This window comes from Curtobacterium sp. 8I-2, assembly GCF_902506155.1.
Classification (GTDB): Bacteria; Actinomycetota; Actinomycetes; order Actinomycetales; family Microbacteriaceae; genus Curtobacterium; species Curtobacterium poinsettiae.
Genome location: NZ_LR732827.1, coordinates 2,240,734 through 2,264,753 on the forward strand (window position 1 = coordinate 2,240,734; position 24,020 = coordinate 2,264,753).

General features: G+C 71.6%; 23 protein-coding genes. 11 read left to right on the top strand and 12 right to left on the bottom strand.

What is annotated here, in order from left to right; genetic code table 11:
* Positions 1 to 11: 11 nt before the first annotated feature.
* A complete protein-coding gene (locus BOSE127_RS14345; protein WP_140449226.1) occupies positions 12 to 1,211 on the bottom strand; it encodes a Fic family protein in 1,200 nt (399 codons plus the stop codon).
* 125 nt (positions 1,212 to 1,336) lie between these two features.
* On the opposite strand from BOSE127_RS14345, the gene BOSE127_RS14350 reads away from it, so the two are divergent.
* Complete coding sequence (locus BOSE127_RS14350) at positions 1,337 to 2,536, top strand: amidohydrolase (protein ID WP_017885953.1); 1,200 nt, start codon at positions 1,337 to 1,339, stop codon at positions 2,534 to 2,536.
* A 219-nt stretch (positions 2,537 to 2,755) separates the two neighbouring features.
* On the opposite strand, the gene BOSE127_RS14355 is transcribed toward BOSE127_RS14350, so the two are convergent.
* Both BOSE127_RS14355 and BOSE127_RS14360 read right to left on the bottom strand, forming a co-directional pair.
* Positions 2,756 to 3,646 carry an aminodeoxychorismate lyase gene (locus BOSE127_RS14355; RefSeq protein ID WP_140449227.1) on the bottom strand — a complete coding sequence of 297 codons (891 nt, stop codon included), beginning with the start codon at positions 3,644 to 3,646 and terminating at the stop codon, positions 2,756 to 2,758.
* A gap of 19 nt (positions 3,647 to 3,665) precedes the next feature.
* On the bottom strand, positions 3,666 to 4,016 hold the full coding sequence (locus tag BOSE127_RS14360; protein WP_111038858.1) for a tryptophan synthase subunit alpha: 351 nt from the start codon (positions 4,014 to 4,016) through the stop codon (positions 3,666 to 3,668).
* Between the two features lie 64 nt (positions 4,017 to 4,080).
* On the opposite strand from BOSE127_RS14360, the gene BOSE127_RS14365 reads away from it, so the two are divergent.
* Positions 4,081 to 4,590 carry an 8-oxo-dGTP diphosphatase gene (locus BOSE127_RS14365; RefSeq protein WP_159557739.1) on the top strand — a complete coding sequence of 170 codons (510 nt, stop codon included), beginning with the start codon at positions 4,081 to 4,083 and terminating at the stop codon, positions 4,588 to 4,590.
* 52 nt (positions 4,591 to 4,642) lie between these two features.
* Here BOSE127_RS14365 and BOSE127_RS14370 read toward each other — a convergent pair whose 3' ends face one another.
* Genes BOSE127_RS14370 through BOSE127_RS14380 form a run of 3 tightly spaced genes read right to left on the bottom strand, consistent with a single transcriptional unit; the run spans position 4,643 to position 8,170 of the window.
* A complete protein-coding gene (locus BOSE127_RS14370; RefSeq protein WP_017885949.1) occupies positions 4,643 to 4,930 on the bottom strand; it encodes a hypothetical protein in 288 nt (95 codons plus the stop codon).
* 17 nt (positions 4,931 to 4,947) lie between these two features.
* Positions 4,948 to 6,429, bottom strand: coding sequence for an ABC transporter permease (locus tag BOSE127_RS14375; protein WP_159557741.1), 1,482 nt, complete (start codon positions 6,427 to 6,429; stop codon positions 4,948 to 4,950).
* 52 nt (positions 6,430 to 6,481) lie between these two features.
* On the bottom strand, positions 6,482 to 8,170 hold the full coding sequence (locus BOSE127_RS14380; RefSeq protein ID WP_017885948.1) for a cation:proton antiporter: 1,689 nt from the start codon (positions 8,168 to 8,170) through the stop codon (positions 6,482 to 6,484).
* A 115-nt stretch (positions 8,171 to 8,285) separates the two neighbouring features.
* On the opposite strand from BOSE127_RS14380, the gene BOSE127_RS14385 reads away from it, so the two are divergent.
* The 3 genes from BOSE127_RS14385 to BOSE127_RS14395 all read left to right on the top strand — a co-directional run bounded on the left by BOSE127_RS14385 (position 8,286) and on the right by BOSE127_RS14395 (position 11,678).
* On the top strand, positions 8,286 to 9,542 hold the full coding sequence (locus tag BOSE127_RS14385) for an inorganic phosphate transporter (protein ID WP_040418878.1): 1,257 nt from the start codon (positions 8,286 to 8,288) through the stop codon (positions 9,540 to 9,542).
* On the top strand, positions 9,542 to 9,838 hold the full coding sequence (locus tag BOSE127_RS14390) for a hypothetical protein (protein ID WP_017885946.1): 297 nt from the start codon (positions 9,542 to 9,544) through the stop codon (positions 9,836 to 9,838). Before BOSE127_RS14385 ends, BOSE127_RS14390 begins: the two co-directional genes overlap by 1 nt.
* 382 nt (positions 9,839 to 10,220) lie before the next feature.
* The gene (locus BOSE127_RS14395) at positions 10,221 to 11,678 is read left to right on the top strand and encodes an aspartate ammonia-lyase (protein WP_040418951.1); all 1,458 of its coding nucleotides are present in this window, start codon (positions 10,221 to 10,223) and stop codon (positions 11,676 to 11,678) included.
* A gap of 40 nt (positions 11,679 to 11,718) precedes the next feature.
* Here the strand turns inward: BOSE127_RS14395 and BOSE127_RS14400 are convergent, their stop codons facing one another.
* Both BOSE127_RS14400 and BOSE127_RS14405 read right to left on the bottom strand, forming a co-directional pair.
* The gene (locus tag BOSE127_RS14400) at positions 11,719 to 12,810 is read right to left on the bottom strand and encodes a YihY/virulence factor BrkB family protein (RefSeq protein ID WP_159557743.1); all 1,092 of its coding nucleotides are present in this window, start codon (positions 12,808 to 12,810) and stop codon (positions 11,719 to 11,721) included.
* Between the two features lie 180 nt (positions 12,811 to 12,990).
* Positions 12,991 to 14,310, bottom strand: coding sequence for an MFS transporter (locus BOSE127_RS14405; protein ID WP_082509663.1), 1,320 nt, complete (start codon positions 14,308 to 14,310; stop codon positions 12,991 to 12,993).
* Positions 14,311 to 14,379: 69 nt separating this feature from the next.
* Here BOSE127_RS14405 and BOSE127_RS14410 point away from each other — a divergent pair, with 69 nt between their 5' ends.
* The 3 genes from BOSE127_RS14410 (at position 14,380) to BOSE127_RS14420 (ending at position 17,962) form a co-directional block, all read left to right on the top strand.
* A complete protein-coding gene (locus BOSE127_RS14410) occupies positions 14,380 to 14,751 on the top strand; it encodes an FKBP-type peptidyl-prolyl cis-trans isomerase (protein ID WP_017885942.1) in 372 nt (123 codons plus the stop codon).
* A complete protein-coding gene (locus tag BOSE127_RS14415; RefSeq protein ID WP_159557745.1) occupies positions 14,751 to 15,587 on the top strand; it encodes an aldo/keto reductase in 837 nt (278 codons plus the stop codon). Before BOSE127_RS14410 ends, BOSE127_RS14415 begins: the two co-directional genes overlap by 1 nt.
* Positions 15,588 to 15,718: 131 nt before the next feature.
* Entirely contained in the window at positions 15,719 to 17,962 is a 2,244-nt protein-coding gene (locus BOSE127_RS14420; RefSeq protein ID WP_017885940.1) for a HelD family protein, read from the top strand.
* Between the two features lie 67 nt (positions 17,963 to 18,029).
* Here the strand turns inward: BOSE127_RS14420 and BOSE127_RS14425 are convergent, their stop codons facing one another.
* From BOSE127_RS14425 to BOSE127_RS14435, 3 genes are read right to left on the bottom strand one after another with little or no spacing between them, the layout of a single operon-like run.
* Positions 18,030 to 18,299, bottom strand: a complete 270-nt coding sequence (locus BOSE127_RS14425; protein ID WP_159557747.1) for a protealysin inhibitor emfourin — start codon at positions 18,297 to 18,299, stop codon at positions 18,030 to 18,032.
* Between the two features lie 29 nt (positions 18,300 to 18,328).
* Complete coding sequence (locus BOSE127_RS14430) at positions 18,329 to 19,378, bottom strand: M4 family metallopeptidase (RefSeq protein ID WP_042538460.1); 1,050 nt, start codon at positions 19,376 to 19,378, stop codon at positions 18,329 to 18,331.
* Positions 19,379 to 19,438: 60 nt separating this feature from the next.
* Complete coding sequence (locus tag BOSE127_RS14435; RefSeq protein ID WP_159557749.1) at positions 19,439 to 20,515, bottom strand: glycoside hydrolase family 6 protein; 1,077 nt, start codon at positions 20,513 to 20,515, stop codon at positions 19,439 to 19,441.
* A gap of 183 nt (positions 20,516 to 20,698) precedes the next feature.
* On the opposite strand from BOSE127_RS14435, the gene BOSE127_RS14440 reads away from it, so the two are divergent.
* The 3 genes from BOSE127_RS14440 (at position 20,699) to BOSE127_RS14450 (ending at position 22,458) form a co-directional block, all read left to right on the top strand.
* On the top strand, positions 20,699 to 21,148 hold the full coding sequence (locus tag BOSE127_RS14440) for a VanZ family protein (RefSeq protein ID WP_017885936.1): 450 nt from the start codon (positions 20,699 to 20,701) through the stop codon (positions 21,146 to 21,148).
* Between the two features lie 100 nt (positions 21,149 to 21,248).
* Positions 21,249 to 21,518 carry a 30S ribosomal protein S15 gene (gene rpsO, locus BOSE127_RS14445; RefSeq protein ID WP_017885935.1) on the top strand — a complete coding sequence of 90 codons (270 nt, stop codon included), beginning with the start codon at positions 21,249 to 21,251 and terminating at the stop codon, positions 21,516 to 21,518.
* Between the two features lie 322 nt (positions 21,519 to 21,840).
* Positions 21,841 to 22,458 carry a CE1759 family FMN reductase gene (locus BOSE127_RS14450; RefSeq protein WP_159557751.1) on the top strand — a complete coding sequence of 206 codons (618 nt, stop codon included), beginning with the start codon at positions 21,841 to 21,843 and terminating at the stop codon, positions 22,456 to 22,458.
* 160 nt (positions 22,459 to 22,618) lie between these two features.
* On the opposite strand, the gene BOSE127_RS14455 is transcribed toward BOSE127_RS14450, so the two are convergent.
* Entirely contained in the window at positions 22,619 to 23,821 is a 1,203-nt protein-coding gene (locus tag BOSE127_RS14455) for a hypothetical protein (RefSeq protein ID WP_159557753.1), read from the bottom strand.
* Positions 23,822 to 24,020 lie beyond the last annotated feature (199 nt).

Here is a 24,020-nt window from a genome sequence, read left to right on the forward strand (position 1 = left end):
CGCACCCCCGGTCAGGCCGCGGTCCGCTCGTGGCCGCCCACAGCGGCGTGCACCCGCTGCTCGAACGCCTCGAGCTCGGCGACCACGGCGGGTGCCACCCAGGCGCGGTCACGGCGGCGACGGGTGACCGGACGGAGCACGCCCGCCAGCACCAGGTCGAGCGTGACGCGCTCGACCTGGTCGGCGGTGAGCAGGGTTCCCAGGTGCGCTTCGGTCAGGACGGGGTCGTCGGCGAGCGCACGGCCGACGACGGCGTGCGGGCCCGTGGCGCAGGGACCGGTGGACCGGTCGGCGTCGTGCTCGGCGAGCAGCAGGGCGCCGAGCGTCGCCTCGTCGCAGACCGTCCCGATCGCCAGGGCCAGATCGGCCACGAACCCGGTGACCTGGCCGTCGCGGTACCGCTCCAGGTGCCGGAAGTACCGCGGTCGGTCCGCCGCGAGTGCGGTGGCCACGGGCGCGGTCACCGTCGTCGTGACCCCGCGGCGCCGCAGCACGGCCCCGATCAGCGCCCGCCCGGTCCGACCGTTGCCGTCGGTGAAGGGGTGGATCGACTCGAACTGCGCGTGCGCGATGGCCGCCTGGGCGATCGGGTGCAGGTCCACACGGTGCACGAACGCGAGCAGGTCGGCCATCAGCGGTGCCACGAGCTCCGGCGGCGGTGGGACGTACCGGGCGTCGCGGGGTGTGGCGCCCCCACCGATCCAGTTCTGCACGTCGCGGTACCGGCCTGCGGACCGTCCGTCGACCGGGTCGTCGCGCATCAGCAGACGGTGCGCCTCGAGCAGGGACGACTCCGTGACGATGCCCGAGTCCGCCGCGGAGACCAGGTGCTCGACGGCGCCGCCGGCCCGGACCACCGCGGTGGCACCCGGGTTCGCCCGGATGCCGACGAGCGCGCGCGCCAGGTCGTCGATCGAGGCGGGCTCGTCCTCGATCCGCGACGACGCCACGGCTTCGGTCCGGCCGAGCACGGACCCGAGCGGTGCGAGCCGGGAGCCGTGGTGGACGTCGAGGGTGCGCAGGGCCGTGGCGCTCCGGTCGAGCAGTGCGACGGTGTCGTCGTCGGGTGTCCACCGAGCCCTGGCGATGGACGGGGGCACCGACACCCGCACGGTGGTCACCAGCCGGTCGTCACGGCACCCGCGGACTGCGCTGCGCCAGGGTCGTTCGGCGCTGTGGTGCGTGGACCAGGTCTCGCTCCGGTGTGCCATCCCGCGACGGTAGGGCCGCCGGGACGTCCGGCGCCAGGAATCGGTATTTCGCCCGCGCGCCGCCGCCCGCCCGTCCGCCGCCCGCATGCCCCCCCGCCCGCACGCCCCCGCGTACCGTTGGTGCCATGAGCAACTCCTTCGCGATCACCGGTGCCCACGTCGTCCCCGTCTCCGCCCCCGCCTTCGACGGCGGCGCGGTCATCGTCGAGGACGGCCGGATCACCGCGGTCGGACCCGACGTCACCCCGCCCGACGGCATGACGGTCATCGACGCCGCGGGTTCGTGGCTCGTCCCCGGGTTCGTCGAGGCGCACGGCCACGTCGGCATCCACGAAGAAGCCAACGGCGAGGCCGGCAACGACACGAACGAGATGACCGCCCCGAACATGGCGGGCGTCCGCGCGATCGACGCGATCGACATCGACGACGAGGGCTTCCGGGACGCGCTCGCCGGCGGGATCACGAGCATCGTCGTCAAGCCCGGCTCGGGCAACCCGATCGGCGGCCAGAGCGTCGCCATCAAGACCTGGGGCGGCCGGACGATCGACGAGCAGCTCATCTCCGACTCGGTGAGCGTGAAGAGCGCCCTCGGCGAGAACCCGAAGCGGGTCTACGGCGGCAAGGGCCAGACGCCCTCCACCCGGCTCGGTGTCGCCAAGATCATCCGTGACGCCTTCGTCGACGCGCAGAACTACAAGGCCGCCCGCGATGCCGCAGCCGCGAAGGACGAGCCGTTCGCCCGCGACCTGACGAAGGAGACGCTCGTCCGGGTGCTCGACGGTGAACTCGTCTGGGACCAGCACACCCACCGCCACGACGACATCGCCACCGCCATCCGCCTGTCCGAGGAGTTCGGCTACCGGCTCGTCGTGAACCACGGCACCGAGGCGCACAAGATCGCCGACGTGCTGGCCGCGAAGGACATCCCGGTCATCTACGGGCCGCTCTTCACCAGCCGCTCGAAGGTCGAACTCCGCGACCGCGGCATCCCGAACCTCGCTACCATCGCGGCGGCCGGGGTCCGGGTCGCCATCACGACGGACGCGCCGGTCGTGCCGATCAACATGCTCGTCGACCAGGCGACCGCCGCCGTGAAGGAGGGCCTGCCCGCCCAGACCGCACTCGAGGCGCTCACGGTCAACCCGGCCGAGTTCCTGGGCTTCGGCGACCGTGTCGGTCGCCTGGCCGAGGGCTACGACGCCGACCTCGTGCTCTGGGACGGCGACCCGCTCGACGCGACCAGCCGCGCGACGCGCGTCTGGATCGACGGCGAGACCGTCTTCGCGTGGGCCGACGGGGCCGGCGTCACCACGCCGCGCTGGTAGCGGCCACGAGACGCCGGCCTCTCGCGTGACGCGGTGGGCTCAGCCACAGGCGGACGGGAGGCCCGTGGCGAGCCCGCCACGGGCCTCCCGTCCGTCAGGTGTCCGGTCGCGAGACGCCGTCGTTTCGGCACGACGCCGTCACACCCGCGAGACGCCGCCCAATTCCGCGGCGTCTCGCGGACACGACGGCGTCTTCCGGGTCGAGCGGTCAGACCGTGCTCAGACCTCGCGCGCCAGCAGGAAGTCGTTGATGCGCGTCGTCAGGTCCGCGTCGATCGCGCGGGCGTCGCCGTTCACCGAACGGATCGGCGCCGCCTGCCGCACGCTCGACACGAGCCAGAGCGCGTCCGCGGCTGCCAGATCGGCGAGGGTGACGAGTTCGTAGGCGGTCTCGACGCCCTCCTGCTCAGCGAAGCGGAACACGTCGGCCTGCGTCGTGCCCGCCAGGATCCCGATGTCGGTGCGGGGCGTGACCAGCCGGTCGCCGACCTTCATGATCAGGTTCGCGCGCGTGCCCTCGAGCACGTAGCCGTCGCTCGAGACGAACAGGGCGTCGTCGGCGCCGCGGCGGACGGCCTCGCGCAGGGCGGCCATGTTGACGCCGTACGACAGCGTCTTCGCGCCCTGCAGCAGCCAGGGCGAGGTGCGCTCGACGTCGTGCCGGTACCCGCGGTCCAGGACGACGACGGAGATGCCCTCGGTGCGGGCGGTCGTGGAGTCACCCGACGGCGCGGCGTAGACCCACCCGGTCGGGCGGTCGGTGCCCTCGACGCCGCGGGTCAGGACGGTCTTGGCGAAGGCCTCGCGCACCGGGTCGAGGCGGGCGCAGACGGCCTCGATGGCCTGGCGCCAGGCCTCGGGGTCCGGGGCGGGCAGGTCGAGCATCGCGGCGGAGCGGCCGAAACGGGCGAGGTGCGCCTCGAGGGCCTGGGGCCGACCGTCGATCACCGTGATCGTCTCGAACACGCCGTCGCCGCGCGTGACGCCGAGGTCCTGCACCTGGACGTGCTCCTCGAGCGGCTTCGCCCAGGTGAAGGCGTCGGCCGCGGGGTCGTGCGGCGCGGCGTCGCGGGAGGGCTGGTTGAGGACGGCGAGCACGGTTTCGGTCATGCGTCCATCCAACCGCAGCTCAGCCCGCTTCGGGCAGGGCGCCGAGCAGCTTCCACACGGCGGGCGTCAGCTCGGGGTGCTGCAGCGCGATCCGGCGCAGCCGGTGGTACTCCTCACCCAGCTTGGTGCCCTGCCCGGACGCCGGGTGGCTCGACCACTGTGCGTGCCGCTTGCCGATCGCCTCGTCCAGGTCGACGGCGTCCGCGCGCAGGATCAGCACGACCTGCTCGTCGACGGTGGGGAGCGTCGGCATGAACTCCCACGGGTCCTCGCCCTGACGGCTCCGGTGCTCGACGAGCATCGAGATCTCCTCAGCGGCCTCGGCGCGCAGCACTTCGAGGCTGCGCCCGGTCCTGCGGGGCTCAGCCATGGTGCCCCCGCAGCACGCCTGCCATGGGAAGAGCGTACGACACTCCATCGGTCACACTGGACGCGTGACCCTTCGCGACGAGAGCAAGTCCCAGCATCCCCGGGTGGTGGTCGTGTACCTGCTGCGCGACGGCGAGGCAGGGCCCGAGGTGCTGCTGGGGGAGAAGCGCCGCGGCCTCGGCACCGGCCGTCTGGTCGGCCCCGGCGGCAAGCGCGAGTCCGGCGAGACGGCGGTCGAGACCGCCGTGCGCGAGGTGCGTGAAGAGGTCGGCCTGCGGCTCGACGCGGTCGACCTGGAGGCCCGTGGCACGTTGGACTACCGGTTCCCGTACCGGCCGTCCTGGTCCCAGGTCTCGGACGTCTTCGTCTGCCGCCGCTGGCAGGGAGACCCGTCGGGCTCGGACGAACTGGAGCCGCGGTGGATCCCGGTCGACGCCGTGCCCTACGACGCGATGTGGGACGACGCCCGGTACTGGTTGCCGGGGGTGCTCGCTGGCGGCAACGTCCGGGCGCGGTTCACGTTCGCCGAGGACGACGCGACGGTGTCCGGGTTCACCGGCACGGGTGTGGCCTAGTTCTTCCGCTGGGGCGGGTCTCGCTCAGGGCGTCTGCTGGGTGCGCGTGCCGCTAGCGCGTCTGCTGCGTGCGGGTGCTGCCGGTCCGGGCCTCTTCGGCGGCGGCCATGACGTCGGCGTCGCCGCTTCGGCCGCCCAGGGGTCGCACGAAGAAGTCGATGACACCGACGACGATCGCACCGATCATCGAGAACATCGCCCACCCGACGAACAGCCCGGCGGTGCCGCGCCCGTCGGCTGGGGCGAGCAGGACGCTCGCGGCGTAGAAGCCCAGCGTCAGCACGAGGAACACGACGACGACGCTGACGAGGACGCGGTGCCAGGTGATTCGGGGGTTCATGCCCCTCAGGATACGCGTCAGCGGTCGGCGTGCTTGCCGTGCGGAGCCGCCGCCGGTCGCGGCTCCTTCCGGTTCGCGGGGCGCTGCACGGCGATGCGACCGGTCGGGGTCGCGCCCGGTTCGAGGCCGTCGCGCGCGCCGGTGAAGACGTCGCCACCGGTGCGTTCGTCCTCCCAGTCGTCGTCCCGCAGCACGCTCAGGGTGCCGGTCTCGGTGGAGGTCAGCCCGTGGCGCTCCAGCTCGGCGTCGCGCTGCCCGCCGAGGAACTCGCGGTTGGCCGTGTTCGCGTCCTGGAACATCGTCGTGCGGCCGGTGACGATCGCGCGGATCCGTTTGCGCTCCCACCACTGCTTGCCGAAGTACATGAGCACGAGGCCGGCCGTCGCGTAGCACGCCATCGTGATCAGGCCTCGGGCCGGACCGGGGCCGACGCCGTAGACCTGGTGCTTGATCATGTCGACCATGCTCGAGCCGACCACGACGTTGTTGAGCCACGCGAACGGCTCGGGCATGAACCACTTCGGGTAGGCGCCGCCGGACGACGGCATGGACAGGAAGACGAAGCAGATCATCGCCGGGGCGGCGATGAAGCGGCCGACGAAGTAGCTCAGACCGTTCACCGCCAGGCCGATCGCCACGATCCAGCCCCAGGCGATGAGCACCAGCTGGATCCAGTGGCCGTGGATGGCACCGAGCACCGGGCCGGCGAGCGTGTTCGTGATGAGCGAGATGACCAGGCCGCCGACCGCGATGACCGTCATGCGGGTGCGGTGACGGAGCGGGCCGCCCATGATGCCGATGAACATCGCGACCATGTAGCCGCCGATGCACCACGCGAGCATCACGTACATCGCCACGGTGCCGTACTCGTCCCACGCCGGCAGGGGCGCGAGCTCGGTCACCTTCGGGGTCGCGACGCCCAGGCCGGTGAGCACCGCGCTGAGGGTGGCCGGCACGAGGCTCGCGACCTGGAACTGGTGCGCGCTCGCCTTGAAGAACTCGTTCGCGGCCGGGTCGTACGCGACCGCCATCGAGCCGTCGACCACGTCGCGCTTCGCCTGGGCGAGCGAGTCGTAGGAGTGGAACACGAACTCGCCCGGCAACGCCCGCTGCACGGCCTGCACGAAGGACGGGTCGCTGCCGATCAGGGCGATCGGTACGTCGTGCGGGTGCGGGGCGTGGAACGCGAACACGTAGCACAGGCAGAACCCGACGATGAAGAACAGCGGCATCCACAGCTGCAGGCCGATGAGCTGGAGCGACGGGTGCAGTGTCGAGTACCAGCGGCGGTACGCGCTGTACTGCTGCGGGGCGGGGACGGGGGCCTGCCGCCGGGGTGCTGACCGGCTGGCGTGTCCCGCGACCTTGGCACCGCGACGCGGCTTCGTCCCCTGGGCGGACGGCCGGCTCCCGCGCGACTTCGGGGGCATCGGACGCGAACCGCCGGGGCGCTCCGGTCCGTCGTCGTTCCTGGGGACGTCGTTCCGCGGCGTGCTCACTCGGCGCTCTGCTCCTGCTCTCGATCGGAGCGCCAGGATACGCCCGAGGTGCTCAGGAGCGACTGCGCGATGCCTGCGCCGAGTCCATCGCGAGCTCCTCGGCGTCGAGGGTCACGAGCACGCGGCGCATGACCTCCTCGTCGAGGTTCCCCTTCTCCCGCTCCTCGAGCACGATCTCGCGGCGGCGGTCGAGCAGCTCGCGCCGGATGTCCTGGATCTGCGAGCCGCGCAGGCGCAGTGCGACGTTCCGCTCCTCGTCCTCTTCTTCCTCGGCGTCCTGGCGGAAGGTCTCGGCCTGACGCTCGAGTCGTGCCTTCAGCCGGTTCACCACCGAGTCGACGGCATCCGAGCCGTACTGCTTCGCCCACGCCGGACGGCGCTTCTCGAGCAGCTCGATCGCGGCCTCGGTGGTGCGCTGGTTGAGTCGCATCTCGCTGCGCACGTCCTCTTCGCCCTCGGCCGGGTCCTGCACCTTGAGCGCGCGGATGACGAAGGGCAGCGTGAGCCCCTGCAACAGCAGGGTGCCGACGGTGACGAAGAAGGCGATGATGAAGATCGTGTCCTGCGCCGGGATCTGCGTCGGGCTCGCGACGACGGAGACCGCTGCCGCCAGGGTCACCACGCCACGCATGCCCGTCCACGAGATGACGGTGAGCTCCCGCCAGTTGAGCTTCGGCTCCGCGGAACCGCGCATCCACCGCAGTGAGGGGTGCCCGCGGGACAGCTTGATCCGCAGCGGCCGGAGCCACTTCCCGTTGAACCGGTTGCGCACGTACGACTCGAACACGAACAGCGGCCGCACCAGGATCACCACCGCGAGCACGACAGCCGCCGCGGTGAGCGTCTGCCCGAGGCTGCGCTCGCTCTCCACCAGGTCCTGCACGACGGTGTTGAGCTGCAGGCCGATGAGCGCGAACACGAAGCCCTCGAGGATGACGTCGATGCTCGTCCAGAGCGGTCGCTCCTGCAGGCGGGTGGCGTAGCCCTCCTTCGGTGAGTTGTAGCCGATGTACAGGCCGGCCGTGACGACCGCGATGACGCCGGAGCCGGACAGGTCCTCGGCGAGGATGTACGCGACGAACGGCAGCAGGATGCTCATGATCGTCTCGACCACGGGGTCGTTGATGCGCATCCGGATCCAGTGCACGACGACGCCGAGCACGATGCCGACGACCAGGCCGACGCCGATCGCGAGCCCGAAGATGCCGAGGTCCTGCCAGACCGTCAGCGACGTGCCGGCGATGATGAGCGTGAACACGCGCACCAGGGTCAGCGAGGCCGCGTCGTTGATGAGGCTCTCGCCGGACAGCACGGTCATGACACGCCGGGGGAGTCCGAGCTTCCGGCCGATCGCGGCGGCGGACACCGCGTCCGGCGGGGCGACGATCGCGCCGAGCAGGATCGCCGCAGGCAGCGTCATGTCCGGGATGAGCAGGTACGCCACTCCGCCGACGACCAGGGCCGTCACGATCACCAGGAAGATGCCGAGTCGTCGGATCTGCTTGATCGAGCCGCGGAAGCTCTGCCACGACACGTCGAGCGCGGCGGAGTAGAGCAGCGGCGGCAGGATCACCGTGAGGATGACCTCGGAGTCGATCTCCATCGGGGGCAGCCCGGGCAGGAAGGAGGCCGCCAGGGCGACCGCTGTGACGAGCAGGGGAGCGGGGAGCCCCTTGGCGCGGGCGAACCCGGTCACCGCGAGCGATCCGATCAACAGGATGAGGAGCTCAGCGGTGTCCATGGACCCATTCTTCCATCGGCATGGTTCCGAACCTGAACGAGTGTGAAGCGACGGTGAACAACAGGTTGCCGATCAGGTTTGCTCGAAGGGCCGACGCCTGGGACACTTGCCCGCGGTGGACATCACACTCATAGTCGTCCTGGTCATCGCGTTGGCCCTCTTCTTCGACTTCACAAACGGTTTTCACGACACCGCCAACGCGATGGCGACCCCGATCGCGACCGGCGCCATGAAGCCCAAGGTGGCGGTCACCGTCGCTGCGGTGCTCAACCTGGTCGGTGCGTTCCTCAGCACCGCCGTGGCGACGTCGATCTCGCACGGGCTGATCAACGAGGGCCCCGGTGGCGTCGCGATCAGCCCCGAGATGATCTTCGCGGGCTTGATCGGGGCAGTCGTCTGGAACATGATCACGTGGCTCCGCGGGCTGCCGTCGTCGTCGTCGCACGCGTTGTTCGGCGGGCTGATCGGTGCCGCGATCGTCGGTGCCGGGTTCCAGTCGGTCAACTACGTCGCGCTGCTGACGGTCGTGATCATCCCGGCGTTCGCCTCGCCCGTGATCGCGGCGCTCGTGTCGTTCCTGTCGACGCGCATCGCGTACCGGATCACCAAGCGGCCGGTGTTCCCGAACGAGCGCGGCGGGTTCCGGATCGGGCAGGTCTTCACCAGCTCGATGGTGTCCCTGGCGCACGGTACCAACGACGCGCAGAAGACGATGGGAGTCATCACGCTGACCCTCATCGCCTCGGGCGCGCAGTCGTCGAACCAGGGCGTGCAGTTCTGGGTCGTCGTGGCCTGTGCCCTCGCCATCGCGCTCGGTACCTACACGGGGGGCTGGCGGATCATCCGCACGCTCGGCTCGGGCATCACCGAGATCCGGGCGACCCAGGGCTTCGCGGCCGAGGCCTCGACCGCGGCGACGATCCTCGCCTCCAGCCACCTCGGCTTCGCGCTGTCCACCACGCAGGTGTCCTCGGGTTCCATCATCGGTGCCGGTCTCGGCCGCCGGGGCTCGAAGATCCAGTGGTCGACCGCCGGCAAGATCGTCATCGCCTGGTTCATCACCCTGCCTGCCGCTGCTGCGGTCGGTGCCGTCGCCTCCGGGATCGCCCGTCTCGGCGTCATCGGGCTCGTGATCGACGCCGTGGTCGGTGCCGCCGTCATCCTCGGCCTGTACCTCTGGTCGCTCCGCAAGCCGCACGAGCAGGCCTCGGCCATCGAGGTCGACGTCGCCGCGAACGCGGTCCTGACCCGCAAGGAGCTGCGCGACATGCAGCGCAAGAAGCGCGCCGACGCGGTCGCCGAGCGTCGCGCCGAACTGAGCCGCGAGCGGACGCTCCGTCGCATGGCGGCCCGCAAGGGAGGCCGTCGCTGATGGGCATCGACTGGTTCGCATTCCTCACCGTGGCGCTCGTCGCCGTGGTCTCGTCGTGCTTCGTCGTCGCCGTGTACTCGGTCGGCCTCCGTCTCTGGAGCGCCGCCGACACCCGCGCCGGCAAGTTCACCGTGAAGGACGACGGCACGATCGGTCCGGCCACCGCCGGCTTCCCGAACCCGGCCGGCGCCTCGACGGCTACACGTGCACTCCGTGCCGCTGCCGTCGCGTGCTTCGTCGTGTGCGGCGCCGTCGTGCTCTACGGCATCTACCTCATCGTTCCGCAGTTCCACTGACGGGCGCGCTCACCGAGTGAGCAGAAGACGCCGGGTCGCCCTTCGCGACCCGGCGTCTTCTGCTCACTCGTCGTGTGTTCGCCGCGCCCGCGGCGCGAGCGGGCGAAATGCCCGCGTCCGCACTCGCGCCGACCCTGCCATCCCGCCCGCTCGCGTCCGGGTCGCGACCGGGGGGCGGACGGGAGGCCCGTGGCGGCCTGGCGCCGCGCCTCCCGTCCGTCCCGGGCGAGCGGGCGGAATGCCGGCGTGCGTTACCGAGGCGACCGCGGCATTCCGCCCGCTCGCGCAGGAACGCGCCGCTCTGCACCGTCCCGGCGCGTTCCCGGACCGGCTGGACGGACCGGACTAGCCTCGACGTGTGACCGGCAACGAGGAGGCACCTGTGACGACGACGCGGACCGAGAGCGACTCGCTGGGATCACGGGAGGTCCCGAACGACGCCTACTGGGGCATCAACACGTTGCGGGCGCTGGAGAACTTCCCGATCACCTCCGTGCCGATCGCCGTGTACCCGGACCTCATCGAGGCGCTCGTCACCGTGAAGCAGGCGGCGGCGCGGGCGAACCGGGCGATCGGTGTCCTCGACGAGGAGCGCGCCGACGCGATCGACCGCGCGGCGCAGGAAGTGCGCGACGGGGCGCTCCGCGAGCAGTTCGTCGTCGACGTCGTGCAGGGCGGCGCGGGCACGAGCACGAACATGAACACGAACGAGGTGCTCGCCAACCGGGCACTCGAACTCCTGGGCCGTGCGCGGGGCGACTACGCGTACCTGCACCCGATCGACCACGTGAACCGCAGCCAGTCGACGAACGACACCTACCCGACGAGCATCAAGATCGCGATGATCTTCGGCGTCCGGCGGCTGATCGTGCAGCTCGAGGAACTCTCCGCCGCGTTCGCCGAGCGGGGCCGCGCCTTCGCCGACGTGCTCAAGGTCGGCCGGACGCAGCTGCAGGACGCGGTGCCGATGACCCTCGGGCAGGAGTTCACCGGCTTCTCGCACACCATCCAGGAGGACGCGGAGATGCTCCGCAAGGTGATGCCGTTGCTCGCCGAGATGAACCTCGGCGCGACGGCCATCGGCACGGGGATCACCGCGGACCCGCTCTACCGCGACGAGGTCCGCCGGCAGCTGCAGGAGGCGAGCGGGATCGACGTCGTCACCGCCCCCGACCTCATCGAGGCGACGAGCGACGCCGGCGCCTTCATGACCCTGTCCGGCACGGTCAAACGCAGCGCCGCGAAGCTCTCGAAGATCTGCAACGACCTGCGGCTGCTGTCGTCCGGCCCGCAGGCGGGCCTCGGCGAGATCACCCTGCCCGCTCGCCAGGCCGGTTCGTCGATCATGCCGGGCAAGGTGAACCCGGTGATCCCCGAGGTCGTGAACCAGATCGCCTACGCGGTCGCCGGAGCCGACACCACGGTGACCATGGCGGCGGAGAGCGGCCAGCTCCAGCTCAACGCCTTCGAGCCGATCATCGCCCACTCGATCCTGCAGTCCCTGCAGTGGATGTCCCGCGGCTGTGCGACCCTGCGCGAGCACTGCGTCGTCGGCATCGAGGCGAACGAGGCGAAGCTCGCCGCCCAGGTCGACACGAACGTCGGCGTCGTCACGGCGCTGACGCCGTACATCGGGTACGCGGCCGCGGCGTCGATCGCGCACACGGCGTTGACCACTTCGACGCCGATCTCGACGCTCGTCGTGGCCGCGGGCCTGATGGACGAGGACCAGGTCATGCGGGTGCTCAGCCCGGCACGGCTGTCGGGGATCGAGCTGGCGACCGGCGCCATCCCGATCGTCACCGAGGAGATGCTGGACGCCGAGGCGCGCAAGCGCTGACGCGGGGCGTCCGCGGCAACGAGCGCGCGCACGCCACCCGTCAGGGCAGCGGCCGCTCGCCCACCCGCACCTGCTGCGCCATCGCCCGCAGCTGCTCCTCGCCCGGGGTCAGCTCGGCGTCCTCGTCCTCGGCCACCCGAGCGGCTTCGGCCTCGGCCCTGACGTGCTGCGCCGCAGCGATGTCCTGGTCCCGCCAGCGCGCGAGCGTGAAGTTCCGGGTGACGTCCCGCAGCGGCAGCCGGATCGACTCGTCCGCTTCGATGCCGGCCATCAGCTGCCGCATCCGGATCACCTCGGAGTCGAGCTCCCCGCCGACCACGAGCACGAAGTTCGAGATGTAGAGGTACACGAGCAGCAGGATCGCGCCGCCGAGCCACCCGTAGGCACGGTTCCCGCCGCCGAGGGTCTCCACGTAGAGCGCGAACCCGAGGGTGGCGATGGCCCAGGTGACGATCGCGAACGCGGCACCGGCCGACACCCACCGCAGCTGCGGGGTCTTCACGTTCGGCGTCGCGTAGTACAACACCGCCACCATCACGACCAGGTCGACCGCGAGCACGGGCCACTTCGCCACGTTCCACACGTCGTCGATCCAGGCCGCCAACCCGAGCTGCCGGATGACGGCCTCGGAGATCGTCGGGGTGCCGAGCAGGATGACGATCGCGACGGCACCGCCGACCATGACGAGCAGCGTGACGAGGAGCATCATGCTGCGGAACTTCCAGATCCGCCGACCCTCCTCGACCTCGTACGCGGTGTTCATCGCCCGCCCGAACGCCGTCGCGTAGCCGGACAGCGACCAGAGCGTCAGCACGACGCCGATCGTGAACCCGAGCCACGGGTTGTCCAGGGTCAGCAGCTGCCGGAGCGGGCCCTCGAGGTGCGACGCGGTCTCGGGCCGGACGATGAACCCGAGGACCTCGACGATGTCGGTCAGGCTGTCGCCCTTGCGGTCCACGATGGACAGGGCCGACACCACCGCCAGCGCGGTCGGGAAGACGGTCAGCAGGGCGAAGAACGTCAGCGACGCGGCCGCGTCGACGACGCGGTGCCGGATGACGGAGTGGTAGGTGCGCCGGACGACGGCGCGGACTCCCGTCCGCTGGAGATCGCGCGATGCGCTGTCCGGCATGTGTCGTACGGTACCCGACACGTGCGGCCCTGGAGGCCCGTGGCGGGCCCGCCCCGCGCCTCCCGACCGCCTGTTGGTCGCGCTGGTGCGCCTGCAAGACACCGGTGTTCACGCTCCGCACCGCGGAACGCAGGTGTTCCACGCGCGAACACCGGTGTTATGCGCACCAGGACCGACCGGTCAGTTGGCGTGGGGGTGCAGGGCGTCGTAGCGGCGGAACGACGGGACCATCCGGACGAGGAGGGCGACGAGGCCGATGATCAGCACGCCGCCGATGACCGGCGGGTACGCGATGCCGGCCGCGACGACCAGGCCGGCGTACAGGTCGCCGAGCCGCGGACCGCCCGTGACCACCACGATGAAGATGCCCTGCAGCCGACCGCGCATGCCGTCCGGCGACGCTGCCTGCAGGATCGTGTTCCGGAACACCGAGCTGACGTTGTCCGCGCCGCCGGCCATCGCCAGGAACAGCGCCGCGAGCCCGAGCGCGGGCAGGATCTCGACCCCGAACGCCTCACCCGAGCGGCCGCCCAGGACGTGTGCCAGCGCGATGACCACACCGAACGCCGCGATCGCCCCGCCGTACGCCGTGATGGCCCAGCCGACGGCCTCACCCTGGCGTCGGACGTGCCCGAGCGGCCCGGAGAACACGCTCGACAGCAGCGCTCCGATCGCGTACGCGGCGGTCAGGGTGCCGACCGTTATCGACCCGCCGCCGATGACGAGCGCCCCGATCGCGGGGAACAGCACGCGCGGCTGCCCGAACGTCATCGCGACGATGTCGAGCACGAAGGTCATCGTGATGTTGCGCGACCGCCGCAGGAACCTCGCACCCTCGATGAGCGATCCGAGCCCCGGCCGCAGCGCGTCGTGGTCGGCAGCCATCCGCGGCAGCGTGAACACGCCGAGGAACGCGAACGTGAACAGCACGACGTCGATCGTGTACGTCGGCGCGAACCCGACGGTCGCGATGAGCACACCGGCGATCGCCGGGCCCACGGTGACCTGGAACCCCGACGCGATCCCGCCCAGGGCGCTCGCCGCGGGCAGCAGGTCGGTGCCGACGAGCCGCGGGACGATGGCCGAGCGGGACGCGTTGCTGACGGTGGCGGCGACGGCGTTCACCGTGGCGAGCACGTAGAGCAAGAGGACGCTGTGCAGGTCGAGCCAGGCGTGGGTGGCGATCAGGGCGACCGCGACCCACGCGATGATCGAGGACACGAGCGCGACGAGGCGCCGGTCGAAGGCATCCGCGAGCATCCCGCCGTACAGACCCGCGACGATCATCGGTACGAGCGCGATGACACCCACCAGGGCCACGGCGAAGGTCGAGCGGGTGATCTCGTAGACCTCGAGCCCGACGGCCACGGTCGTCATCTGGGTGCCGATGCCGGCGATCGCGGTGCCCGCCCAGAGCCGGGCGAAGGCGGGGGAGCGGCGGAGCGGGGTCAGGTCGGCGAGCAGACGGCGGCGCGGCGGTGCGGGAGTCGATGGTGTCACGGTGGAACCATTCTGCGGGCTGGACGCTCGTTGCGCGTGCCCGGTGCGCCCTCTGGTTGACTGATCGGCATGACTGACCTGAACAGCAAGCCCGAGTTCGACGCCCCCGAGGGCCCCGCCCCCACCGAGCTCGTCGTCACCGACATCGTCGAGGGCTCCGGCGAAGAAGCGTCCGCCGGCTCGACCGTCAAGGTCCACTACGCCGGCGTCGAGTACGAGACCGGCGAGGAGTTCGACAGCTCCTGGAACCGCGGCGAGCCCATCGACTTCCCGCTCGCGGCGCTGGTGCGCGGCTGGCAGGAGGGCATCCCCGGCATGAAGGTCGGCGGCCGCCGCAAGCTCGTCGTCCCGCCGGAGCTCGCCTACGGCCCCGCCGGTGGGGGCCACTTCCTGTCCGGCAAGACCCTCATCTTCGTGATCGACCTGCTCGGGGTCCGCTGATGCAGGTCGGTGCCCCGACGATCGAGCTGAACGACGGCCACCGGTTCCCGGAACTCGGCCTCGGCACCTACGGGCTGAACGGCGACGAGGGTGCGGCCGCGGTCGGCACCGCGATCGCGGGCGGCTACCGGCTGCTCGACACGGCGCTGAACTACGGCAACGAGGACGCCGTCGGCAAGGCCGTCCGCGAGTCCGAGGTGGCGCGCGAGGACCTCGTCGTCACCTCGAAGCTCCCCGGCCGCCACCACGGCTACGACGAGGCGCACCGCTCGATCGACGAGACCCTCGGCAACCTGGGGCTCGACCACGTCGACCTGTACCTGATCCACTGGCCGAACCCGTCGGTGGACAAGTTCGTCGACACCTGGAAGGCGTTCGTCGACCTGCGCGACAGCGGCAAGGTGCGCTCGATCGGCGTCTCGAACTTCACGCCGGAGCACCTCCGCCGCATCGTCGACGCCACCGGGGTCGCCCCGGCCGTCAACCAGGTCGAGCTGCACCCGTACTTCCCCCAGGCGGAACTGCGGAAGGTGCACCAGGAGCTCGGCATCGTGACCGAGAGCTGGAGCCCGCTCGCGAAGCGGTCGGAACTGCTCACCGAGCAGCCGATCGTCGACGCTGCCGTCGCACACGGGGTGGCCCCCGGCCAGGTCGTCCTGCGCTGGCACGTCCAGCTCGGTGCCGTGCCGGTGCCGAAGTCGGGCGACGCCGCCCGCCAGAAGGAGAACCTCGACGTCTTCGGCTTCGAGCTGACCGACGACGAGGTGCAGGCGATCTCCGCGCTCGAGCGCGGCCGCCTGTGGGACGGTGACCCGGACACGCACGAAGAGATGTAGACGGGTCGCGGACGCGCGGACGCGCGGACGTCCGGACCGGAGGCGCGGTGCCAGCTGGCACCGCGCCTCCAGTCATCCGTGTCGGTGCGCCGGGACTACACTGGACACCCCTCTTTCCCGAAGGGTTGTGTGTGTCCGAACCGACCGAGATCGACCGTGAGCGCGGCTACGTCGACGGCCTCTTCCGTCGTCTCGACGAGCTGACCGCCGAGGCCGAACAGCGCCTCGCCGAGACCCGCCGACAGGCGGTCGGCGGGAACCACCAGAGCCGCAGCGAGCGCGACGCGTACGCCCGGCTCTACGAGGACACCGTCGCGACGCTCGAGCGGGTGGGGGACCGTCTGGTCTTCGGCCGGCTCGAGGTCGCCGAGCCCGACAACCCCGACGACACCTTCCGGTACATCGGCCGCGTGGGGCTGCGCGACGCCGAGCACCGGCCGCTCCTGCTCGACTGGCGCGTCCCCGGTGCCAGTGCTTTCTACCAGGCCACCGCGGCGCACCCGATGGGCATGCGCTCCCGCCGGCACCTGTCCCTGCAGGGTCGTCGGGTGGTCGGCGTCGAGGACGAGGTGTTCGACGCCTCGCTCTACGACGACGAGCGCACCCACCTGCAGGGCGAGGGCGCGCTGCTCGCCGCGGTCACCGCCGAGCGCACGGGCCGGATGACCGACATCGTCGCGACGATCCAGGGCGAGCAGGACCGCATCATCCGCTCCCCGCTCGAGGGCGTGCTCATCGTGCAGGGCGGTCCCGGCACCGGCAAGACCGCCGTGGCGCTGCACCGCGCCGCCTACCTGCTCTACTCCTACCGCGAGCGGCTGCGAGGCTCCGGTGTGCTCATGGTCGGACCGTCCCCGGCGTTCCTGACGTACATCGAGCAGGTGCTCCCGTCGCTCGGCGAGACCGGCGTCGTGATGGCCTCACTCGGCTCGCTCTACCCGGGCGTGCACGCGACGACGCACGACACCCGCGACGTCGCCGCCGTGAAGGGCGCCGCCCAGATGGCGTCGCTGCTGCGCCGGGCGGTGCGCTCGCGCCAGGTCGTGCCGACCGAGTCGGTCACGCTCGACATCGAGGGCGAGCGGCTCGTCGTGTCGCCGCAGCTCGTCGCCGACGCCATGAAGCGCGCGCAGGACCGCGGCAAGCCGCACAACGCCGCCCGTGTCACGTTCAACAAGATCGCCCTCGACGCGATGACCCGCCTGCTCGCCGAGCAGCTGCGGGAGCGCGGCACCACGGTGGACGAAGCCGACGAGAAGGTCCTGCGCGAGGACATCCGGAGCTCGTACGACGCCCGTGTCCTGCTCAACACCGCGTGGCTGCCGCTGCCGCCCGAGAAGTTCCTCGAGGACCTCTACGCCCGGCCGAACTGGCTCGCCTCGCTCACCCCCGACTGGACACCGGAGCGCCGCGCCCTGCTGCAGCGTGCCCGCGGGACGGCCTGGACCGTCGAGGACGTCCCCCTGCTCGACGAGGCCGCCGAACTGCTCGGCCCGTTCGACCCGACCGGCGGCGCCGCCAAGCGCGCCGCGAAGGCCAGCCGGAACCGCGACATCGAGAACGCCCGCCAGGCGATCGAGAACATGGGCGTCGAGGGCATCGTCAGCGCCGAGCAGGTCGCCGGCTCGTTCGCCGAGGGCGGCGACCCCCGCTCCACCGCAGAGCGCGCCGCGGACGACCGCGAGTGGACCTACGGCCACATCGTCGTCGACGAGGCGCAGGAGCTCTCGCCGATGCAGTGGCGCGTGCTCGCCCGCCGCAACCCGCTGCGCTCGTTCACGATCGTCGGCGACATGGCGCAGGGTTCCTCGCCGGGTGCCGCGCGCACGTGGGACGACGTCATCGGGGCGCTCGCGCGTCGCCGACGCGGCCGTGCGCCGCAGGTGCCGCTCGACCACCGCATCGAGCAGCTGACGGTCAACTACCGCACCCCGCGCTCCATCGTCGAGGCCGCCGGGGCCTTCGCGGACAGCGCCGGCCTGACGGTCACGCGCAACGAGGCCGTGCGCGACGGCGACCCCGTCGAGCGTGTCCGCGTCGCGCGGGCCGACCTGCTCGACACCGTCGTGGCGGTCGCCGACGCCGAGCGTGTCCGGATCGGGTCCGGCACCATCGGTGTCATCGTCCCCGAGTCCCAGGTCGACACCGTCCGGCAGCGGCTCGCCCGCACCGAGGCGGACGTCCGGGGGCTCGCCTCGCCGACCGCCGGGTCGCTCACGGTGCTGACCGGCGCGGACGCCAAGGGCCTGGAGTTCGACGGCGTGCTGCTCGTCGACCCGGACGGCGTGGGTGCCGACGCGGCCCGTGCCGCCGCAGCGGTCTACGTCGCGATGACGCGTCCGACGCGTCGCCTGACGGTCATCGACGTCGACTGACGCGGGCGGTGGCGTCCCCGCGGGGCGGAAAGGAGGCGCGGTGCGGGTCCGCCACGCGCCTCCCGGCTCAGGTCGGGTCGCCCTCGGACCGCACCCGCTCGACCAGGTCGGCCCACGGTCCGTCCAGGCGGCGGCCGGGGATGGTCACAGTGGTGCGCTCGACGGTGATCGTCCAGCTGAAGTCGTCGGGGACGGGCGCAGCGGTCGGCGCCGGGGTGCGCCGCAGCGCGTCGACCACGTCGGACCACGCCGCGGGGTCGCTGCTCGCGTCGGTGTCGACCCGCCAGCGCCGCACGGTACCGGCGAAGCCCCCGGAGCGGCGGACCTCGATGCGCATGTCCCCGACGCTACGCCCGGGACGGGTGCTCAGTCGAGCACGCCCACCCGCTGCCAGGCCTGACGGACCGCGATGTGCTCGGTGGAGCCGTCCCCGAACCGTCGTACAGCAGCGTCGACGGTGACGGTGGCGAAGCCCGCGAAGTCGATCGAGGCGGTCACCTCGGGCGAGGTCAGGGCGTCCCACCAGACGGCGCCGGCTCCCTGCCACGCGGGCCCACCGATGGCGGTGGCCGCCAGGAAGAACGCGTGGTTCGGGATGCCCGAGTTGGTGTGCACCCCGCCGGCGTCGTCGGTGGTGACGACGAACCCGGCCATGGTCGCCGGTTGCGGGTCCTTGCCGAGCACCGGATCGTCGTAGGCGGTTCCTGGCGCCCGCATCGAGCGGAGCGCGTCGCCCTGCACGGCGTCGGTGAACAGCCCCTCGCCGATGAGCCAGCTGGCCTGCTCGGCCGTCTGACCCGCCGCGTACTGGGCGACGAGGGAACCGAACACGTCGCTGATCGACTCGTTCAGGGCCCCCGACTGCCCCTGGTAGGTCAGGTCGGCGGTGTACTGCGTGACACCGTGCGCGAGTTCGTGGCCGATGACGTCGAGGGCGATGGTGAAGCGGCGGAACACCTCGTCGTCGCCGTCGCCGAACACCATCCTGCTGCCGTCCCAGTAGGCGTTGTCGTAGTCCTGGCCGTAGTGCACGGTGGCGTCGAGGGGGAGCCCGGCGCCGTCGATGGACACCCGGTCGAACACCTCGAGCCAGAAGGCGTGCGTGGCGCCGAGGCCCGCGTACGCCTCGTCGACCGCGGTGTCGCCGGTGTCGGCGTCGCCCTCGTGCCGGACGAGGGTGCCGGGCAGCGTCGTGGTGCCGTGCGCGTCGGTGATGGTGCGCTGCGGGGAGCGGTCGACGGTGCCGCTGAGGCTGCGCGGCGCGACCAGGTGCTCGTGCTTCGGCGCCTGCACGGTGTCGAGCGAGGCCAGCGCGGTGCGTGCCGCCGAGGCCGCACGGGGGAACGCGTCGGCATCGGCGACGGCGCGGAGCAGGTAGGGCGGGACGACGGAGCGGATGCGGTCGGTCGCGGTCATGCGCTCATGCAACCACCGGGCACCGACAGCCCTGCGCTGCCGGTTGCCGGGTGGTGGCCGTCAGTCGCGCTTGCGGTGCTCGACGAGGGCGAGCGCGTACGACTCCCACCACTGGCCGGCGGCGGGGCCACCGTTGCAGGTGCCGTCGCTGAGCCCCGGCGTCTTGACCCAGAGCAGCGCGTCGAGCCGGGTGCTCCCGCCGGTGACGTGCGGCTCCTGGCCGAGGCCCGCGCCCTCGGGGTTGCACCAGGTGCCCCGCCACCCCTGCCCGTTGCGGGAGACGTCGATGACGAAGTGCGGGTCGCCACCGACCGCGTCGGCGAGCTCGTCGGCGTACGCGCGCTCCTGGTCGACCCGGTAGAAGTTCGACACGTTCGTGAAGAAGCCCTGCACCTCGTCGATGCCGGCCTGCCGCAGCCAGTCCGCCATGGTCGCGGTCGGCACGCGGTTCTCGTTGCCGCCGTCCAGGTACACGGTGAGCCCGTGACCGGTCAGTGCGTCGACGGCCTTCCGCAGCAGGGGCAGACGTTCGTCGCGCAGCCGTTCGCAGTTCTGGATCTGCGCGATCGAGTCGGGTTCGACGAGCACGACGGCGTGCGAGCCGGCCATCGCACGGACGGCGGACCGGACCCACGGCAGGTAGGCGTCGTCCTCGGTGCCGCCCTTCGAGTAGCTGCCGCAGTCGCGGTCGGGGATGCTGTACAGGACGAACACCGGGGTGCCGCCACGTTCCTTCGCGGTGGCGACCACGGACCGGATGGTCGACCGGGTCTCGGAGCGCGAGGTGTTCGTCAGCCAGGTCGCGATCGGCTGGTCGGCGATGACCGCGATCTGCTCGGCGGTCTGGGCGTCGCCCTCGGCCCGGGCCTGGCGCTCGCGGATGCCGGCCTGGTTCACCGCGGTCGGCTGGCGCGCGAGTCCGCCGGGGAACGCCTCGGCCGCGGACTTCCGCTCGGACACGGCTCGCCCGCTCGGGGTGCCGTCCCCGTCCGGCGGGCCACCGTTCCAGGGGCCGACGACCACGAGCGTCGTCACGACCGCGGCGGCGACGACGGCCGCCGCGGCGATCCACCCCCACTGCCGCAGGCCGCCGGTGCGGTTGCGGCGGGGGGTGCTGGGTGCCTCGTGCTCCGGCATGCTGCGGTGCTCCCTGATCTGCCCGTGCGGTGTCGGTGGTGCGGGCAGCGGTCGTGCCCGGACCCATGCTGACAGGTGCGGGGGAGTCCTGACCAGGGCCGAGCCGCGATCGCCCAGGAGTCGCACCGCCCGCTGACAGGAGCGCTCCAGCGCCCGTGCAGGACCGTGCCGCACACTGTGCGGATGTTCCGTCGACTCCTCCTCCTCGCCCTGACCGCGGGCTACGCCTGGGTGATCTGGCGGATGACGCTGACCCCGCAGGTCTTCACCTCGGCCCAGAACTCGCTCGTGCTGCACGCGATCGCGTGGGTGCAGCAGCTGCCGCACGGTGCCTGGTTCACGTACGAGCGCACCGAGTTCCTCGCCAACATCGCGATGTTCGTGCCGGTCGGCATGCTCGCCGCGCTGTGGCTGCCCCGTCGCTGGTGGATCCTCGGCGCGCTCGTCGCGGTGGCACTGTCCACGGGCATCGAGTTCGCCCAGGCCACGTACCTGCCGTACCGCGTCGCGGACCCGCGCGACGTGCTGTCGAACGGCCTCGGCGGGCTGCTCGGCGCGACCCTGGTCGGACTCGTCCGCAGCCTGTTGCCGGACCGTCGGCGCCGACGTCGCCTGCAGCCCAGGACCGCGTAGGACTCTGGTAGTCTTGGGCGGTTGCCGTCGAACGGCCGCGGACAAAGAGCGCTCGTGCATCAGGCACGGGCACCGCGCAACGGACAGGAAGGGGATCACCATGGCACTTGACGCACAGGTCAAGCAGGAGATCATCGAAGAGTACGCGACCCACCCGGGCGACACCGGATCCCCCGAGGTCCAGGTCGCCGTTCTGACGCGTCGTATCAACGACCTGAACGAGCACCTCAAGGAGCACAAGCACGACCACCACTCGCGTCGTGGCCTGCTGCTCATGGTCGGTCAGCGTCGCCGTCTCCTCGGCTACCTCTCCGACGTCGACATCGCCCGCTACCGCACGCTCATCGAGCGCCTCGGCCTGCGTCGCTAGTCGACCGGACACACGCTTGACCGAACGCCCCGGTCCTCTCCACGAGGACCGGGGTGTTCTTCGTTCCCGGGGCGGGCGTCGCGCGCCGGGGTCCGCTCCGTCGGCGCTCCCGCTCGGACCGGTCACGACACGTCGCCCGCGCTCGTCCCGCGGTCACGACTCGTCGTATCCCGCGGTCTGACTCGACACTTCGTGACCGATCGGCGGTCAGCGCGCGGGGAGTCGTGACCGATCGGCCGCCGGTCGGACGACGGGAATGGTTGCGAGGGGAGCTCGGTTGGATGCTATGTTCATGCAAACGCATCGAAAGTCGGGAAGCATCATGACCACCATCGCCGTCGTCTCCGCCGGACTCTCCGAGCCCAGCTCCACACGCCTGCTCGCCGACCGTCTGGGCGAGGCGGCCGTGTCCTCGCTCGTCGCCGAGGGCACCCCCGCACACGTCGTGCACGTGGAGCTCCGGCCGCTCGCGCACGAGATCACTGACGCGATGCTGACCGGGTTCGCCACACCCGCACTCTCCACCGCCATGGCCGCCGTGGTCGAGTCCGATGCCGTCGTGTTCGTCACGCCGATCTTCACCGCGGGCGTCAGTGGACTCGCCAAGTCCTTCCTCGACGTGCTCGACAAGGACTCGATGGCCGACATGCCCGTCCTGCTCGGTGCCACCGGCGGGACCTCGCGGCACTCCCTGGCGATCGACCACGCGCTGCGACCCGTCTTCGCGTACCTGCGCGCGGCGATCGTCCCCACCGGGGTGTTCGCCGCGACCGACGACTGGGGGACCGACGGCGACTCGGCCGCCCTGGACGGTCGCATCCGCCGGGCCGGAGCCGACCTGGCCTGGGCGATCCGGGCCTCCAGGCGGGCGCCGCAGGAAACCGACGCGCTCCCCGCGACCCCGGACTTCGCGAGCCTGCTCGGCGGCCTCGGCCACTGAACAGGTGCCGAGACGCCGTCGTGTCCGCGAGACGCCGCCGAATCCGGCGGCGTCTCGTGCGTTCGCCGGCGTCTCAGCAAGACGACGGCGTCTCAGTGAGACTGCGGCGTCTCAGCAAGACGACGGCGTCAAGCAGCGCTGCAACCGACCTGCCCGGCGATCAGTACCAGTGCGGGTTGACACTCATCTCGTGCCCCCACGCCCCGCACGGCGACCCGTAGGCGCTCTTGATGTAGGCGAGGCCCCAGTTGATCTGCGTCGCGGCGTTCGTCCGCCAATCGGCACCGGCCACCGCCATCTTCTCGGCAGGGAGTGACTGGGGGATGCCGTAGGCGCCGCTCGAGGCGTTCAGGGCGTTCGCCCGCCACCCGGACTCCTGCGTCCACAGGGACACCAGGCACGAGAACTGGTCGTCGCCCCATCCGTAGGACGCCAGGGCCCCGCGCGCGTAGGCCTGGGCGCCGGCCGGGTCGACGACGACGCCGCCGGTGCTCGGGTACGACGTGCCGGAACCGCCGCCGGGGGCGCTGCCGCCACTGCTGCCGGGGGTCGGCGTGTTCGCTGCCTCGGCCGCCGCCGCTGCTGCCCGCTTGCGCTGCTGCTCCGCCTTCTGTGCGGCGACCCGCTGGCCGAGCTCGTACCCGGCTTCCTGCTTCGCGGTGCTGTCCTTGAGCGACGCGAGCTGCGCGTACAGCTCGTCGCTGTGGTGCTCCGTCGACTCGACGGCGGCGTCCGCCACCTGTTCCGCCGACTTCGCCGCGGCCGATCGTTCCTCGGCTGCCTGCGCACGCGTCGCGCGTTCCGTCTCGGCCCGCTCGGCCTGCTCGTGCAGCGACGAGGCGGTGCCGGCAGCGACGGACGCGTCGTCCATCACGCCGGACCAGGTCTCAGAGAGCTGGTCGAGCGCACCGAGCTGGTAGAGCAGCTGGTCCGGGTTCTTCGCGGTCGCGATCCGGGTGGTCATCTGGTTCGTGCTGCCGTCGCGGTACAGGTTCGCGGCCAGCTGGCCGGCCCGCTGCTGGGCCCGCTCCGCCGTCTGGCTCGCGTGCTGCGCCTGGGCCTGGAGGCTCGTGGCGGCCTGGGTGGCCGACGCCAGCTCCGTCTCGGCCGCGTCCGCCTTCGACGAGGCCACCAGGGCGGCCTGCGACTTCGCGGCCGCTTCGTCCTGCGCCGACTGCAGCGCGGCCTGCACCTTCTGCACCTCGGCCCGCTTCGCGGTCTCGTTGCCCTTGGCGCGCTGGACGTCCTGCCAGGTGGGGTACTCGGTGGCGTTGGCGGGCACAGCGGTCAGGGTCGGGGCGACGAGCGCGCCGACGACCACGGCGGCCGCGACGAGCACGCCCCGTGAGGGGGTGAGACGCATGTCGGCAGGCTACCGATGTTCACCAGGAGTCCAGCGAGCCGCGCCGCCGACAGCCTGAGGACTGGTAAAGTCCATCGTGTCCGAGGACTCATTCCCCGGACGTCACACACAACACTGCGCAGGCCGGGCACGGAGCTGGTCATCGGTGGTGGCTCGCGGGCCGGAACGGTTTCCCGAGTGCTTCTACTGCTGGCCAGAC